The sequence below is a fragment of the Aeromonas sp. 600774 genome (assembly GCF_049175075.1).
In the GTDB taxonomy this organism is placed as follows: Bacteria; Pseudomonadota; Gammaproteobacteria; order Enterobacterales; family Aeromonadaceae; genus Aeromonas; species Aeromonas veronii_A.
On record NZ_JAAKUJ010000002.1, the window covers coordinates 83,876 to 99,064 of the forward strand.

Annotated in this window: 14 protein-coding genes; 3 read left to right on the forward strand and 11 right to left on the reverse strand. The window is 59.7% G+C overall.

Annotated elements, in window-relative coordinates; genetic code table 11:
* Positions 1-41: 41 nt before the first annotated feature.
* Positions 42-512 carry an FKBP-type peptidyl-prolyl cis-trans isomerase gene (locus G5171_RS03440; RefSeq protein ID WP_005347462.1) on the reverse strand — a complete coding sequence of 157 codons (471 nt, stop codon included), beginning with the start codon at positions 510-512 and terminating at the stop codon, positions 42-44.
* Positions 513-686: 174 nt separating this feature from the next.
* Positions 687-1,835, reverse strand: a complete 1,149-nt coding sequence (locus G5171_RS03445) for a Na/Pi cotransporter family protein (protein ID WP_421250456.1) — start codon at positions 1,833-1,835, stop codon at positions 687-689.
* 249 nt (positions 1,836-2,084) lie between these two features.
* Between G5171_RS03445 and G5171_RS03450 the strand changes: the two genes are divergently transcribed.
* Complete coding sequence (locus tag G5171_RS03450; protein ID WP_227342259.1) at positions 2,085-2,459, forward strand: hypothetical protein; 375 nt, start codon at positions 2,085-2,087, stop codon at positions 2,457-2,459.
* Positions 2,460-2,553: 94 nt separating this feature from the next.
* Here the strand turns inward: G5171_RS03450 and G5171_RS03455 are convergent, their stop codons facing one another.
* The 5 genes from G5171_RS03455 to G5171_RS03475 form a co-directional block, all read right to left on the reverse strand.
* Positions 2,554-3,900, reverse strand: a complete 1,347-nt coding sequence (locus G5171_RS03455) for an APC family permease (RefSeq protein WP_421250455.1) — start codon at positions 3,898-3,900, stop codon at positions 2,554-2,556.
* Positions 3,900-4,136 carry a hypothetical protein gene (locus G5171_RS03460; protein ID WP_133164096.1) on the reverse strand — a complete coding sequence of 79 codons (237 nt, stop codon included), beginning with the start codon at positions 4,134-4,136 and terminating at the stop codon, positions 3,900-3,902. Before G5171_RS03460 ends, G5171_RS03455 begins: the two co-directional genes overlap by 1 nt.
* A 678-nt stretch (positions 4,137-4,814) precedes the next feature.
* Positions 4,815-6,158: an APC family permease gene (locus G5171_RS03465; RefSeq protein WP_201909952.1), complete on the reverse strand. Its 1,344-nt coding sequence runs from the start codon at positions 6,156-6,158 to the stop codon at positions 4,815-4,817.
* Positions 6,159-6,524: 366 nt separating this feature from the next.
* Entirely contained in the window at positions 6,525-7,814 is a 1,290-nt protein-coding gene (gene gabT / locus G5171_RS03470) for a 4-aminobutyrate--2-oxoglutarate transaminase (RefSeq protein ID WP_042033089.1), read from the reverse strand.
* A 254-nt stretch (positions 7,815-8,068) separates the two neighbouring features.
* Positions 8,069-9,532: an NAD-dependent succinate-semialdehyde dehydrogenase gene (locus tag G5171_RS03475; RefSeq protein ID WP_421250454.1), complete on the reverse strand. Its 1,464-nt coding sequence runs from the start codon at positions 9,530-9,532 to the stop codon at positions 8,069-8,071.
* Between the two features lie 353 nt (positions 9,533-9,885).
* On the opposite strand from G5171_RS03475, the gene puuR reads away from it, so the two are divergent.
* Together puuR and G5171_RS03485 are read left to right on the forward strand one after the other, a co-directional pair.
* Positions 9,886-10,488 carry an HTH-type transcriptional regulator PuuR gene (gene puuR / locus G5171_RS03480; protein WP_421250509.1) on the forward strand — a complete coding sequence of 201 codons (603 nt, stop codon included), beginning with the start codon at positions 9,886-9,888 and terminating at the stop codon, positions 10,486-10,488.
* A gap of 45 nt (positions 10,489-10,533) precedes the next feature.
* The gene (locus G5171_RS03485) at positions 10,534-11,811 is read left to right on the forward strand and encodes an NAD(P)/FAD-dependent oxidoreductase (RefSeq protein WP_071912020.1); all 1,278 of its coding nucleotides are present in this window, start codon (positions 10,534-10,536) and stop codon (positions 11,809-11,811) included.
* Between the two features lie 128 nt (positions 11,812-11,939).
* Here G5171_RS03485 and G5171_RS03490 read toward each other — a convergent pair whose 3' ends face one another.
* The 4 genes from G5171_RS03490 to G5171_RS03505 form a co-directional block, all read right to left on the reverse strand.
* Positions 11,940-12,188, reverse strand: coding sequence for a DUF3297 family protein (locus tag G5171_RS03490; protein WP_421259826.1), 249 nt, complete (start codon positions 12,186-12,188; stop codon positions 11,940-11,942).
* 206 nt (positions 12,189-12,394) lie between these two features.
* Positions 12,395-12,883, reverse strand: coding sequence for a TIGR00645 family protein (locus G5171_RS03495; protein ID WP_216978340.1), 489 nt, complete (start codon positions 12,881-12,883; stop codon positions 12,395-12,397).
* A gap of 182 nt (positions 12,884-13,065) precedes the next feature.
* Positions 13,066-14,448, reverse strand: a complete 1,383-nt coding sequence (locus G5171_RS03500; protein ID WP_005347433.1) for an ATP-binding protein — start codon at positions 14,446-14,448, stop codon at positions 13,066-13,068.
* A complete protein-coding gene (locus G5171_RS03505; protein ID WP_041234484.1) occupies positions 14,448-15,122 on the reverse strand; it encodes a response regulator in 675 nt (224 codons plus the stop codon). Before G5171_RS03505 ends, G5171_RS03500 begins: the two co-directional genes overlap by 1 nt.
* Positions 15,123-15,189: the final 67 nt, after the last annotated feature.

Consider the following 15,189-nt stretch of genomic DNA (forward strand, 5'->3'; position numbering starts at 1 on the left):
TGACGCTCAGTGGGATATTGCCACTGGAACGTCCTGCGCGGTTACTGGATACCCAACAGTTCCACGTCGAAGATCAGGACGGATCCCGGCGGGATTTTGCCAGCGGCGCGGTCGCCGTAGGCGAGGTTGGCAGGGATGTAGAAACGGGTCTTCTCACCTTCCACCATCAGCTGCACCCCCTCGGTCCAGCCAGCGATCACCTGATTGAGGCCAAACTCGATGGGCTCGCCACGGGCGACCGAGCTGTCAAAGACGGTGCCGTCCAGCAGCTTGCCCTCGTAATGCACCTTCACCTTGCTGGTGGCAGTGGGGTGAACGGTGCCTGTGCCCGGGGTCAGCACTTCGTACTGCAGGCCGGAGGCGGTGGTGGTCACCAGCGGCTTCTCCTTGTTGCTGGCGAGGAACTCGGCGCCAATCCGCACGTTGTCGGCCGCCAGCTTCTTGTTATTGCTGCTGGAGTAGAAGTAGTAGGCCACACCGGCGATGAGCAGTGCGATCAGTATGAATTTCATCGGTTTTTCCTGTTCCATGAAATGTAAAAAGTGCAATGAGGGCGTCATCTTATCGCGCACCGCCCCTGATGGCGAGCCACAGGGCGGGAGGATGTGAGCGGGCAGGCAAAGCCCGGCGAGCTGGACGCAAAATGGGGCGAGTCGGTGACTCGCCCCTTGTCATGGCAGCGGCGCTTACTTGGCGGCCACCATCATCAGGGCGGGCAGGGCGAAGAAGAGACCCGTTACATAACCCAGAGCCAGCAGCTTGTTCTCGCTGCCTACCCGGGCCAGCCCCTCGGCGGCGCGCAGCGGCAGGTCGCGCAGGAAGGGGATGCCATAGATGATGACCACGGCAAAGAGGTTGAACAGCACGTGGACCAGCGCGATGGTCAGGGCCAGCTGGGCACCGGCTCCGCTGATGGCGGTGGCAGCCAGCAGGGCGGTGATGGTGGTACCGATATTGGCCCCCAGGGTGAAGGGGTAGAGCTGACGGGTGCTGAACACGCCGCCGCCGGCCAGCGGGATCATCAGGCTGGTGGTGGTGGAGGAGGACTGCACCATGATGGTCACCAGCGCACCGGAGGTGATGCCGGTCAGCGGGCCACGGCCCAGCGCCTTGTGCAGCACCTCTTTGGCGCGGCCAACCAGTACCTGTTGCAGCACTTTGCCGAGATACGTGACGCAGGCGAGGATCAGCAGGATACCGATGATGATAGTGGCGATGGCAGCGCCCTTGCCCGGCAGGAAGGCAACGGCGCTGTCAATCAGCTGCTGGGCCGGTGCGGTCAGCGGCTTCATGAAATCCATGCCCTTCATCGACATGTTGGCGGAGCCTACCAGCAGGTTGGCCAGCCACTCGGCGCTATGTTGCAGCAGGCCGAACATCAGCTCCAGCGGCAGGAAGATGAACACCGCCAGCAGGTTGAAGAAGTCGTGCACGGTGGCGGCGGCGAAAGCGCGGCGGAACTCAGCGCGATCCCGCACATGGCCCATGGAGACAATGGTGTTGGTGATGGTGGTGCCGAGGTTGGCACCCATCACCATGGGGATGGCCATGCTGATGGGCAGGCCGCCAGCCACCAGACCGACGATCACCGAGGTGACGGTGCTGGAGGATTGCACCAGCGCGGTAGCGAGAATACCCAGCAGCAGGGCGACAAAGGGGTTGTTGGCAAAGGCGAAGATCTGGGCTGCGCCCTCGGCGCCGCCGGAGAAATCTTTGAAGCCGTGGGAGATGGCGCCCACGGCAACCAGGATCAGGTAGACCAGTACGATGACACTCATCCAGTTGAACAGGGCGCGGGTCGCGGGCGGCTGTGACAAGGAGTGATGGTGTTGCATAAAGCCTCTTGAGACGGTCGTTCCGTCTTGGGTTGTTGATGACCCGCGCATTTAATCAATGGTTAATGACAGAAATATGACAACGTGACATTTCGATGATGTTTTTATGACGACGAACTGCGGCGACAGGCGCTGACCGAGCCGGTTGGCTCTGGGGTGGCAAAAGGGGGGACGAAAGCACTGCTGCCTTGTCAGCCGGAATGTGATCGCTACACTGCGCCCCTTTATTGGCAAGCAGGAGTAAACAAGATGATGCGTGCATGGATCCTCTCTCTGTCGCTGGGGCTGCTTTCGGCAGGGGCACAGGCCAGCCTGTTGAAAACCGACTGCAACCTCGACAAGGCCCTCAAAAACGAAGCGGTGAATGCCACTCTGGGGGTCAAGGGCAACTGTGATACCAGCAAGCTGGTGAAGCAGGAGAAAGAGAAGGTGAAAGCTGAGGTGCAAAAAGGCCGCAACGACCTGCTGGGCGAGAAGCGTGCCGACCTCAAGGAGAGCGGCAACGGTATGCAGCAGAAGATGGACAAGGCAAACCAGCAGTTGCACAAGGCGGAGCAGGATGCCAAGAGCATCGCTCGCGATCCGCTCAAGGCTGCGGCGACCGCCGTACTGGATAAGCAGTAAGCAGACCGGGCCCAAGCCCGTGTGACCGGCCACAGACCGGCAGCAAAAAGGGGAGCCATGGCTCCCCTTCTGTCTATCCGTTATCCGCAAAGGATCAGGCGTCAGCCGCCTCTTCGTACTGACGGAACGGGATACGGAACACCGCCAGACGCAGGAACAGATAGGTTGCGCCGAGGCCCGCCCAGATCAGGCCCAGCTCCAGCGAGCTCTGCTCCAGGTTGATCCACAGCGCACCGATGGTGGCGGCACCGAGCAACGGCATCAACAGGTAGATGACGTGATCTTTGAGGGTCTTGTTGCGCTTCTCGCGCACCCAGAACTGACCGATCACCGACAGGTTGACGAAGCTGAACGCCACCAGTGCGCCGAAGTTGACCAGCGCCAGTGCGGTATCCAGATCAAACGACACGGCGGAGAGGGCCAGACCGCCCACCATCAGCACGTTGATGGCCGGGGTGCGGTATTTCGGGTGGATGTAGCCAAACACCCGCTCCGGGATCATGTGGTCACGACCCATCACGTAGAGGATGCGCGACACACCGGCGTGAGCCGCCATGCCGGAGGCCAGTACCGCGACCGTGGTGCAGACCAGCACTACCGACTGGAAGAAGGTGCCGCCGACGTAGAGGGCGATCTCCGGCAGTACCGCATCCGGATGCTGGAAGCGGGAGAGGCTCGGGAAGTAGAGCTGCAGGCAGTAGGAGACCACCACGAAGATGATGCCGCCGATAAGAGCCGTCAGCACGATCGCCTTGGGGATCACCTTGCCGGCGTTCGGAGTCTCTTCGGAGAGAGAGCTGAGACCGTCAAAGCCCAGAAACGAGAAGCAGAGGATGGTTGCACCGGTGAAGAGCGGCACCAGTTGTGCTGACTCGAAGTGGAACGGACGGCTGCTCATCAGGGTGCCGGCGCCTTCGCCGTGATAGATGCCCCATGCCATCAGACCGATGAAGATGGTGATGATGGCCAGCTGGATCACCACGATGAGGCCATTGAAGTTGGCCACCAGGTTGATGCCGCGCAGGTTGAGGAAGGTCATCACGGTCACCAGACCGAAGATGAAGACCCAGGGCTCGACGCCCGGAAACATGGCGGTCAGGTAGATCTTGGCCAGCAGGATGTTGATCATCGGCATGAACATGTAGTCGAGCAGGGAGGACCAGCCGACCATGAAACCGATGTAGGGGTTGAACACTTTCTGGGCGTAGGTATAGGCAGAGCCCGCAGAGGGGAACTTGCGCACCAGATGGCCGTAGCTGAAGGCGGTCAGCAGGATGCCGCCGAGGGCCAGCAGATAGGCAGTGGCGACCCGGCCTTCGGTGATGTCACCGACGATGGCGAAGGTATCGAATACAGCCATGGGGGTCAGGTAGGCCAAACCCATGACGATCACTTGGGTCAGGGTCAGGGTTTTGAGCAGCTTGGCGCCTTGAGATGCCATTACGCTTTCTCCTCAATCAGTGCCGCAGCACGTGCTTGCAACGAGTACAGGATTGCGGTGGATTCGCAGGCCTGCAGATCAAAGGCGCCGGGGAGGCGCAAACCGGTATTAGCCGGCAGGAAAGCATTGAAACGCCCCATGTTTTTCCTCATTAACGTCGGGAGATTGTTGGCAATCTCGGGTATCACTTCCGGAACGTTTCCGGCCTCTTGTGGTGGGTTTGCACTGCTCTTCAAAATACAAAAACCGATGTCGCAGTGAACATCGGTCCTTTATTGGCGGCGTATTGTGCATTCGGGATTCCCCCTTGACAAGCAATAATCGGCTCAATATCGCATTTTTTTGCATAAGCGCAGCGAAGGTAAGTGGTCACTCGCCCCCTGTGGCCGACCCCGTGCCGCCCCCCTCTTTACGGGGGCATAGAGGGGGGCGACGCACTATTTTCATGCTGTTCGAAATTTGTCCTGATTGTCCCTGCAGGGCGCATTGCGCCTCAAGATTGATCCTGATCATATTTGCCGCCATTCCCCGGACTGTAGCCCAACCTCCTGGGGGCTTTGCTGGCGGGAATAAGGGGGTTGGTGGGAGAAAATAGCAGTTGCATATTTAGTCATTAAAATGACTGGTAAAAGTGGTTTACTGAGTCGGATCAAAATCACGGAGGGCAATAGTGGTGGGCGCCGATTTGAAATCAGTCACATTTTCAGCAAAAAGCGCAATGGCAAAACATGCGTGGCTATCAAAAGGTGGCGGCCATAACCGCATCACACACAGCAGATCAGGGGAGCGCCAGCGCGGTGAAGGAGAGCAACCGCAAAGCGTTAAAACGGAGAGCAACGCGCTAAACAATCAGCATGACAGAGTAAAAACAAGGAGCCCGCAGGCTCCTTTATCGTTTTATCCGCGCGGCTGGCTTATTGCGCCATCTCCTCGCTGGTGCGCAGCGGAATGCGGAACACCGTCAGGCGCAGGAAGAGGTAGATGGCACCGAGCGCAGCCCAGATCAGACCCAACTCGAAGGAGGAGGGCTCAAGGTTGAGCCACAGCACCCCGATGCAGGCGGCGCCACAGAGCGGCAGCAGCAGATAGACCAGATGATCCTTGAGACTCTTGTTGCGACCGAGCTTCACATAGAAGTGGGCAATCACCGCCAGATTGACGAAGGTGAAGGCCACCAGCGCGCCGAAGTTGATCAGGGCCAGCGCCATCTCCAGATCGAACGAGACGGCGGAGAGGGCGAGCAGGCCGACCAGCAGCACATTGCAGGCCGGGGTCTGCCACTTCGGATGCACATAGGAGAAGAAGCGGCTCGGCAGAGCGCGATCCCGTCCCATCACATAGAGCAGGCGCGATACGCCGGCGTGGGAGGCGAGCCCGGAGGCGAGTACCGCCACTGTGGTGCAGACCAGCACCACCGCCTGGAACAGCTTGCCACCGACATAGAGGGCGATCTCCGGCAGCACCGCATCCGGATGCTGGAAGCGGGAGATGTCCGGGAAGAAGAGCTGCAGGAAGTAGGAGGTGGTGACAAACAGCACACCGCCGATCAGTGCCGTCAGCACGATGGCGCGGGGGATAACCCGATCCGCGTCAGGGGTCTCTTCCGACAGGGTGCTGATGGCATCAAAGCCGAGGAACGACAGACAGAGGATCGAGGCCCCCATCAGCAGCGGCGAGATGTTGATCTGCTCGGAGAAGAAGGGACGGCTGCTGGCCACGGTGCCGAGCCCCTCGCCATTGTGCACGCCCCAGGCGATCAGGCCGATAAAGACGGCGATGATGCTGAACTGCATGATGACGATGACGCTGTTGAAGTTGGCCACCAGCTTGATGCCGCGCAGGTTGAGGGCGGTCATCACCGCCGCCAGACCGAAGATATAGGTCCAGGGCTCTACGTTCGGGAAGAGCGCCTGCAGATAGATCTTGGCCAGCAGCATGTTGATCATCGGCATGAACATATAGTCGAGCAGGGAGGTCCAGCCCACCATAAAGCCGACATAGGGGTGGAACACCTTCTGGGCATAGGTATAGGCGGAGCCTGCCGACGGGAACTTGCGTACCAGATGGCCGTAGCTCAGGGCGGTGAACAGCATGCCGATCAGGGCAAAGAGGTAGGCGGTAGGGACATGGCCTTCGGTGATCTCAGTAACGATGCCGAAGGTGTCGAACACTGCCATGGGGGTGAGGTAGGCAAGACCCATGACCACGACCTGCCACAGTTTCAGGGTCTTTTTCAGACCAACCGGTTGGGCGTTCATCATGCCTGTTCCTCACGCGGTGCCGGGGCGGCACACTCCATCAACGAAACCGGGAAAGAGGCCCGGGAATCAAGGGCGCCGGGGTGGCGCGCACCGGGCAGAGCCGGTCGGAAAGCATTGAGATGCCCCATGTTGTTCCTCACTGAATGTGGTGTCGGGAGATTGCTGCCAATCTCGCTATCTTTTCCGGGGGTGATCCGGCCTCGTTTATGGGTTTGTTCACTGTACAAAAAAGGACCGGCGAGATGTGGTAATACCGGTCCTTGCAGTGGCGGCGCATTGTGCATTTGCAGGGCCCCCTTGACAAGAAAAAAAGGGGGCAAAACTGCATTTTTTTGCACAGGTTAGCGGTTACTTTCCTGCTGGTCAGGCCAGCGCGGCCTCCAGTGATTTTTCAAGGATTTGCATCCCTTCGTCAATCACTGCCGCCGGGGCGGTCAGCGGGGCGAGAAAACGGATGACATTTGCGCGCACCCCGCATGAGAGCAGGACCAGACCGCGTTTGCCCGCCTCGGCCACCAGACGTTTGGTGAGGTCGGGATCAGGCTGGTCGGCATTGCGCTGTTTCACCAGCTCCATGGCCACCATGGCACCGGGTCCGCGAATTTGACCTATGCAGTCAAAACGCTCGGCTATGCGTTGCAGCCCCGCCTTGATCTGCTCACCCTGATCCAGTGCTTTCTGGTTGAGTTTTTCCTCTTCGATCACCTGCAATACCGCCAGCGCGGCGGCGCAGGCGATGGGGGAACCGGCATAGGTGCCGCCAAGGCCGCCCGGCTTGGCTGCGTTCATGATCTCTGCCTTGCCCACCACGGCGGAGAGGGGGAAGCCGCCCGCCAGACTCTTGGCCAACGTCATGATGTCCGGCTCGATGCCGGCATACTCGGTGGCGAAGGTCTTGCCGGTGCGACAGAAGCCGCTCTGGATCTCGTCGCAGATGAGCAGAATGCCGTGCTGATCGCAGATGCTGCGCAGCTTCTGCATAAAGCTCGGGGAGGCGGGATAGAAGCCCCCTTCACCCTGTACCGGCTCGATAATGATGGCGGCAACGCGGGAGGGCTCGATGTCGGCGCTGAAGCAGAGGTCGAGGGCATGCAGGGCATCCTCTTCACTCACCCCCAGATAATCGGCGGGGAAGGGGATGTGGTAGACCTCGCCCGGGAAGGGGCCAAAGCCGGTCTTGTAGGGCACCACCTTGCCGGTGAGCGCCATGCCCATCATGGTGCGACCGTGAAAGCCCCCCTTGAAAGCGATGGTGCCGCTGCGACCGGTGTGGGCGCGGGCAATCTTGATGGCGTTCTCGACCGCCTCGGCGCCGGTGGAGAGAAACAGGGTGCGTTTCGGGGTCGGGCCGGGCACCAGGGCGTTGAGCTTTTCGGCAAGCTCGATATAGCCCGGGTAAGGGGTGACCTGAAAGCAGGTGTGGCTGAATTTTTCCAGCTGCTCGCGCACCGCCGCCACCACTTTCGGGTGGTTGTGGCCGGTGTTAAGCACGGCGATGCCGGAGGCAAAGTCGATGTAGCGGTTGCCCTCCACATCCCACAGCTCGGCATTTTGCGCGCGGTCGATAAAGACCGGCAGCAGGGTGCCAACACCGTTGACCACGGCCGCCTCGCGGCGCGCTTGCCACGCCTTGTTTGATTCTGACTGACTCATCTTTCCTCCCTGAGGGGCCACAGCCCCGGATATTCCCTGAAAATGTGGCGGGCGATCTGGCGCCCATTACCGCCGAACAGCCCATCGGGCCAGATCGGCTGCGTGTGGTGTATGTTGCAGAAGCCCTCTTGCGAGGCAGCGCAGGCCAAATTGCGCCCCTTGCCGCCTCGGGTGAACGTCTGAATCTATCTGTAAAAGCGATGAATATTGCAGCTAAAGCATCGATAAATACGATGCTTTAGCCCTCTGCTGCCCTAGCGAATGGCGCCAAAGCAGAGGTATTTGGTCTCCAGATACTCCTCCAGCCCCTCGGCTGCCCCCTCCCGACCCAGACCCGACTCCTTGATGCCGCCAAAGGGGGCCAATTCGGTTGAGATGATCCCCTCGTTGATGCCGACCATGCCGTATTCAAGCTGCTCGGCGACGCGCCATACCCGGGCGATGTCGCGGCCATAGAAGTAGGCGGCCAGACCATAGGGGGTATCGTTGGCCAGCGCGATGGCCTCGGCTTCGCTCTCGAAACGCACCAGCGGCGCGACCGGGCCGAAGATCTCCTCCTGCAGGATGGGGTTGTCCTTGGCTACCTTGCCCAGAATGGTGGGGCGGTAGAAGAGGGGGCCGGCGGGGTGGGGCTCGCCACCCAGCAGCACTTCGGCACCGGCGGCAACAGATTGTTGCACCAGTTCGGCGACCTTGCTGGCGGCGGCCGGATTGATGAGCGGGCCGATCTGGGTGCCTTCACTCATGCCATCTCCCACCTTGAAGGCGGCAACGGCGGCAGTCAGCTTCTCGGCGAAGGCGTCATAGACGCTGGCCTGCACCAGAATGCGGTTGGCGCAGACGCAGGTCTGCCCGGCGTTGCGGTATTTGGAGGCGAGCGCCCCGGCCACGGCGGCGTCGAGATCGGCGTCGTCAAAGACGATAAAGGGGGCGTTGCCGCCCAGCTCCAGCGAGAGGCGCTTCATGGTGTCGGCGCACTGGCGCATCAGCAGCTTGCCGATGCGGGTCGAGCCGGTGAAGGAGAGCTTGCGCACAGTCGGGTTGTTGCACAACTCGTTGCCCACCGCGCTCGGCTGGTGGCTGGTGACGATATTGATGACCCCGGCGGGGATCCCCGCCTGCTCGGCCAGTACCGCCAGCGCCAGTGCGCAGAGCGGTGTTTCGGCGGCCGGCTTGATGACGATGGTGCAACCGGCGGCCAGCGCCGGGCCTGCTTTGCGGGTGATCATGGCAATCGGGAAGTTCCACGGAGTGATGGCGGCGACCACCCCGACCGGCTGCTTGATGGTGGCCAGCCGGCGATCGCCACTAAAGCCCGGGATGGTACGGCCATAGGCGCGCTTGCCCTCTTCGGCGAACCACTGGATAAAGCTGGCGCCGTAGGTCACTTCCCCTTTGGCTTCCGCCAGCGGCTTGCCCTGCTCGCAGGTCATGATGCGGGCCAGTTCATCGCTGTGGGCGGTGATGGCGGTAAACCAGGCGTAGAGCTTGTTGCTGCGCTCCTTGGCGGTGAGGGCTGCCCAGGCGGGTTGTGCCGCATGGGCGGCCGCGATGGCGCGGCGGGTATCCTCTTCATTCATGTCGGGCACCTGAGTGATCACGGCACCGGTAGCCGGATTGGTGACCTCGAAGGTGCGGCCGCTGGCGGCCTCGCACCACTGACCATCTATATAGGCGCGGGATTTGATCAAGCTTTGATTGGAGCTGGTAGCGGACATGGCAAGCCTCAATGGTGAAACCTGGCAGCAAGGTGGCGATGATGCGGCTCATCCTGTGGTGCTGCCGTATAAAATAATAAGCACAGGGAGACCATAAATTGAGCTGAAATGTTTTTCAAGTGTTAAATATATTTGAATTGTTGGTGTGCTGCGTGCTAGAAAATGGGCTGTGTAGCGCAGTTTACCTCGATCCGGTGGCTTGGTGTGATGGTTGGGGTGTGCAAAATAATTAACGATGCGTGTGTAGCATCGCAAACAGCCAGGGATGGTGCTGGTCCGCTATTTTAACCAGAGGGAAGAGGGAGATGACCCATGTTGCGGGAGTGCAGGCAGAAGATGAGAGGGGGCCTGCCATGAGCGGGCCACAGAGCAGTGAGAGCGAGGCTCGCCTGCTGCTGCTGCCACAGAACGGTGCCCGTACCATGGGCGAGCGGCTGGCGGCAGTGCGCCACCAGCTGGGGCTCTCCCAGCGGCGGGCGGCGGAGCTGAGCGGCCTGACCCACGGCGCCATCTGCATGATAGAGCAGGACAAGGTGAGCCCCTCGGTGGCGTCGTTGCAAAAGCTGCTCACCGTCTATGGCCTGCCGCTGTCGCGCTTTTTCGCCGAGGAGGAGAGCCGCCCCTGCAGTGTGGTGATCAAGGCTGAACAGCTTATCGAGCTGGGCAGTCAGGGGGTCTCGATGAAGCTGGTGCACAACGGCAACAACCGCCGCCAGCTCGGCTTTATGCTGGAGACCTATCCCCCCGGTACCGACACCGGCGGGCAGGTCAAGCATCAGGGAGAGGAGGTCGGCACAGTGCTGGAGGGGTCGGTGACCCTGACGGTGGCAGGCCAGAGCTATCAACTCGAAGCGGGCGACAGCTATGTGATCGACACCGGCGAGCCCCACAGCTTCAGCAATCCGTCGGGGCAGACCTGTCGTATCGTCAGTGCCCACACCCCGGCGAGCTTTTAATCCTGACAGTAGTTTGGCAACAGAACCGGTAAGGAAACAGGGATCATGACCGAACATGTAAACAGTTACTACGCAGCCAGCGCCAATAAACACGCGCCCTACCCGACATTGACCGAACAGCTGGAGTGCGATGTCTGCGTCATCGGGGCGGGTTATACCGGCCTCTCCAGCGCCCTGCATCTGGTCGAGAAGGGCTACAAGGTGGTGGTGCTGGAGGCCGCACGAGTCGGCTTTGGCGCCAGCGGCCGCAACGGCGGCCAGATCGTTAACTCCTACAGCCGCGACATTGACACCATAGAAGCGAACTGCCCGCCGGATCAGGCCAGGCTGCTCGGTTCCATGCTGTTTGAGGGGGGCCAGATCATCCGCGAGCGGATCAAGCGCTATAACATCCAGTGCGATCTGCAGGAGGGGGGCGTCTTTGCCGCCGAGACCGAGAAGCAGTTCCACGAGCTCAAGGCGCAGAAGGCGCGCTGGGAGAAGTGGGGCAATGAGCAGCTGGAGCTGCTCGATGCCAAGGGGGTGCGCGAGGTGGTGGCGAGCGATCGCTACGTCGGCGCCCTGCTCGACAAGAGCGGTGGCCATATTCACCCTCTCAATCTGGCGCTGGGGGAGGCGGAAGCGATCCGCATCCAGGGGGGGCAGATCTTCGAGCAGTCCGCCGTCACCAGCATTACTCCGGGTCAGCCGGCGCTGGTCAAGACCGCCAAAGGAGCGGTGAAGGCGCGCTTTATCGTGGTGGCCGGCAACGCCTACCTCGGCAATCTGGTGCCGGAACTGGCCAGCAAGAGCATGCCTTGCGGCACCCAGGTGATCGCCACCGAAGTGCTGGGAGAGGAGCGGGCCCGTTCACTCTTGCCGCAGAACTACTGTCTGGAGGATTGCAACTACCTGCTCGACTACTACCGCACCTCCGGCGATCACCGATTGATCTATGGCGGCGGCGTGGTCTATGGCGCGCGGGATCCGGCTGATATCGAGCGGCTGATCATCCCCAAGATGCTCAAGACCTTCCCGCAGCTGGCTGACGTCAAGGTGGAGTACACCTGGACCGGCAACTTCCTGCTCACCCTGTCGCGCTTGCCGCAGTTTGGCCGTATCGGCCCCAACATCTACTACATGCAGGGCTACAGCGGCCATGGTGTCACCTGCACCCATCTGGCGGGCAAGCTGCTCTCCGAAGTGCTGAGCGGTCAGGCGGAGCGCTTCGATGCGTTTGCCAAACTGCCGCACTACCCCTTCCCGGGTGGTCGGTTGTTCCGCATCCCCTTCACCGCCGCCGGCGCCGCCTGGTACACCCTGCGTGATCGGCTGGGGGTATAAGGGCTGCCCAGCGAGAAATATGGTCTGGTGCTGGCGACGATGCGGGCGCAGATCCCAGCACAAATGCCGAAAAACAGAAGGCCACCGCTAGGGTGGCCTTCTGTTTTACCCGAAGCGGGTGGCTGCGATTAGCTGTAATAAGCTTCGACGGTGCCCTTGAGCTTGATCAGAATGGGCTGACCACGGCGATCCAGCGCCTTGGGGGAGGGGATCTTCACCCAGCCTTCACTGATGCAGTACTCCTCGACATCGGTGCGCTCTTTGCCGTTCAGGCGAATACCGATCGGGTGATCGAAGCAGGCTGCCACATAGTGAGGGCTGCGGGGATTGCAGGAGAGGTGATCCGGCAGAGCCGGTTTGGTGCTGGTATCGCTCATCGATATAACCCGAAATGAATAAAAAGTGGGTCATTGTAGAGAATGCCGCCATGGCATTCAAGGCGACCACAATACCGGCCAAGGCGGGCGGCCATCTATGTTGGTGACTTGCTTATCCCCGTTGCCAATCCATCCCCTGCTCGGGGCGACCGCTATGCCCGGTCCATGTCGTGTTATCGGGCATAGCGTCTATTACAGGCTGACTTCTATTTGCGGGTCAGCTTGTCGAGGTAGCCCATGGCGAAGGCCGAGAGGACAAAGGTGATGTGGATCAGCAGGTACCACTTGATCTTGTCATTGGGGAGGTTCTCGGCATTCATAAACACCTTGAGCAGGTGAATGGAGGAGATGGCGACAATGGAGGCGGCGACCTTGTTTTTCAGGGAGCCGGCATCGAGCTTGCCGAGCCACACCAGTTTGTCGTTCTCATCCCCTACATCGAGACGCGAGACGAAGTTCTCATAGCCGGAAAACATCACCATCACGATAAGTCCCCCTACCAGGGTGATATCGATCAGCGACAGTGTGACCAGCACCAGATCTACCTCTTTCATCTCCAGTATGTTGGGCAGGATATGGAGGATCTCCTGAAAGAATTTCACTCCCAGTGCCAGCAGTATGAGGCTGAGCCCAAGATAGATGGGGGCCATGATCCAGCGGGATGCGTACATCAATCTTTCAAACATGTTTTCCATAGTGCGATTAAAGATCCATCAAATGGTTAACAAACGAGTCGGCCATAGCTTAACCGAGATGCATCACATCTCAAGTATCTCGATAGCATATTGCTGAATTGGGTGGTGTCAGGCGGGATTTTTAACCCCGGTTAGGGTTATGTAGCGGGAGGCTGAGGGGCCGTGGTCGGGCCTATCCGGTGTCAGGGAAGATCCAGGGTAAAGCGGGCACCGCCGAGGGGAGATTCATCGACCCGGATCTGGCCGCCGTAGCTGTGAACGATCTCGGTCACCACCGCCAGACCGATGCCCTGGCCGGGCGAGCTGTCAGCGCGCACGCCACGCTGAAAGATCTGCTCCGATTTGGCCGGATCGATGCCCGGGCCATCATCTTCTACCTCGATGCGTAACCGGTCGAGATGGCGGCGTACCGTCACCTTCACTTCGCTGATGGCAAACTTGCAGGCATTGTCGAGCAGGTTGCCCATCAGTTCCATCAGGTCGCCCTGTTCGCCGTGGAAGAGGGCATCATCATCGAACAGGAAGTGGGTCTGCAGCTTCTTGTGGCGATAGACCTTGGCCAGACTGGCCAGCAGTTTTTCAATCAGCGGAACTGGTTCGGTGCCTTTGCTGGCGAGGCGCTGGCGGCCAGTAACTGCTCGTCTGAGCTGGTACTGGATCATCTGATCCATGGTGAGGATCTGCTCATTGATGTTGTCGTGGAGTTCCCGCCCCAGCTGCATTTCACGGGTGGTGATCTGGATCAGTGCCAGCCGTGTTTTCAGGCTATGAGCGAGATCGTTAAGGGCATGCTGGTAGCGCTGGGTCTGCTGGCGTTCGTTCTCCAGCAACTGGTTGATGGAGTCGGTCAGCGGGGCCAACTCCCGTTCAAAATCATGGGCGATCTCATCCCGCTTGCCTGCCCGGATATCGTCGATTTGATGGGCGATGGTGCGCAGTGAGCTGAGGCTCCAGAAGGTGGTAAGCAGCAACAGCCCGGCCAGCAGCAGATAGGCGAGCAGTGCCTGTTTGGCCGTCTGGTAGAGATAGGCGCGGGACTCTTCGTGATAGCGTTTGGCCGAGTCGATCATCACCACGTAGTAAGCGGTGGTGCCATTGCCGGGGTTGCGGATAAAACGCAGGCTGTAGACGAAGTAGCTTTCGCCGTTCTTGATAGTGTGTTTTTTGAAAAAGTAGTCCAGATCCATACCGCCCAGATACTTCATCAACTCTCTGCAGATGGTCTGCTTGGAGCTAATGACCTCCGGCATATGAAGACTTGACCAAATCATCTCGCCATCGGCACGACAGATCAGCGTATCGAGATTGCTGTTACTGACCTGGCGGGAGATACGGCCGATCTCGGTGGCTTCGCTGTTGACCGGCTTGGTGGAGGAGAAAAGCTTGGCCAGGTTCTCCTGCATGCCGGCGCTCGCCTTCTGACTCTGCTCCTCCATGTGGCCGAGGTAGAGGGCGTAGACGGCAAACCCCATGATCAGTGCGATCACCAGCAGCGAGCTGAGCAGCAGTTTGATGTGCAGGGAGCTGCGGATCATCTTGACTGGGCGTGGCAGATGAAACTGCATCAGCTACAGGAGAGGTTGAAGATGTAACCTTGACGCCTGATGGTCGAGATGGGTTGAATCGTCCCTTCCGGATCCAGCTTTTTACGCAGGCGGCTCACCATCACCTCTATGGTGTTGGGATCCCCTTCTCCATCGCCGTATAGCTGGTCAAGCAGTTGCTGCTTGGAGACCACCTGACGGGCGTTGCGCATCAGGTACTCCAGAATGAGGTACTCAAAGCTGGTGAGCACAGCCACTTCACCAGCGATAGTCAGCTCCTTGCGGGAGAGATCAAGCTCGTAATCACCGGCCTTCACCTTGGGGGAAATAAAACCCGCGCTTCGGCGCATCAGGGCATTGAGGCGGGCCAGCAACTCATCTTTCTGGAACGGTTTAACCAGATAGTCATCAGCTCCAGCCTCCAGTCCTTCGACCTTGTCCTGCCAGTTGCCACGGGCTGTCAACACAATGATGGGGAAGGGGATCTGCCGCTCGCGCAGTTGGCGGATCAACTGCAAACCATCCATATCGGGCAGACCGAGATCGATGATCGCCACATCAATGGGGTAGTCGGCGGCATAGTGCAGCGCAATTCCGGCCTGATCGGTACTGTAGACCTGGTTGTTTGCTTCGGTCAGCAGAGAGGAGAGGTGGTGATTGAGCAGCTTGTCGTCTTCGACCAACAGAATTTTCATGATGTGAACGGTCATAGGGGTCCAGACTGTCAATTAGAAAGTGTATGTCGCTTTGAGTCAATTCGAA

Excerpts from the sequence above, each read along its gene's own strand:
- G5171_RS03440 (WP_005347462.1), bottom strand. The coding sequence starts at position 512 with ATGAAATTCATACTGATCGCACTGCTCATCGCCGGTGTGGCCTACTAC.
- G5171_RS03445 (WP_421250456.1), bottom strand. The coding sequence starts at position 1,835 with ATGCAACACCATCACTCCTTGTCACAGCCGCCCGCGACCCGCGCCCTG.
- G5171_RS03450 (WP_227342259.1), top strand. The coding sequence starts at position 2,085 with ATGATGCGTGCATGGATCCTCTCTCTGTCGCTGGGGCTGCTTTCGGCA.
- G5171_RS03455 (WP_421250455.1), bottom strand. The coding sequence starts at position 3,900 with ATGGCATCTCAAGGCGCCAAGCTGCTCAAAACCCTGACCCTGACCCAA.
- G5171_RS03465 (WP_201909952.1), bottom strand. The coding sequence starts at position 6,158 with ATGAACGCCCAACCGGTTGGTCTGAAAAAGACCCTGAAACTGTGGCAG.
- gabT (WP_042033089.1), bottom strand. The coding sequence starts at position 7,814 with ATGAGTCAGTCAGAATCAAACAAGGCGTGGCAAGCGCGCCGCGAGGCG.
- G5171_RS03475 (WP_421250454.1), bottom strand. The coding sequence starts at position 9,532 with ATGTCCGCTACCAGCTCCAATCAAAGCTTGATCAAATCCCGCGCCTAT.
- puuR (WP_421250509.1), top strand. The coding sequence starts at position 9,886 with ATGAGCGGGCCACAGAGCAGTGAGAGCGAGGCTCGCCTGCTGCTGCTG.
- G5171_RS03485 (WP_071912020.1), top strand. The coding sequence starts at position 10,534 with ATGACCGAACATGTAAACAGTTACTACGCAGCCAGCGCCAATAAACAC.
- G5171_RS03490 (WP_421259826.1), bottom strand. The coding sequence starts at position 12,188 with ATGAGCGATACCAGCACCAAACCGGCTCTGCCGGATCACCTCTCCTGC.
- G5171_RS03495 (WP_216978340.1), bottom strand. The coding sequence starts at position 12,883 with ATGGAAAACATGTTTGAAAGATTGATGTACGCATCCCGCTGGATCATG.
- G5171_RS03500 (WP_005347433.1), bottom strand. The coding sequence starts at position 14,448 with ATGCAGTTTCATCTGCCACGCCCAGTCAAGATGATCCGCAGCTCCCTG.
- G5171_RS03505 (WP_041234484.1), bottom strand. The coding sequence starts at position 15,122 with ATGAAAATTCTGTTGGTCGAAGACGACAAGCTGCTCAATCACCACCTC.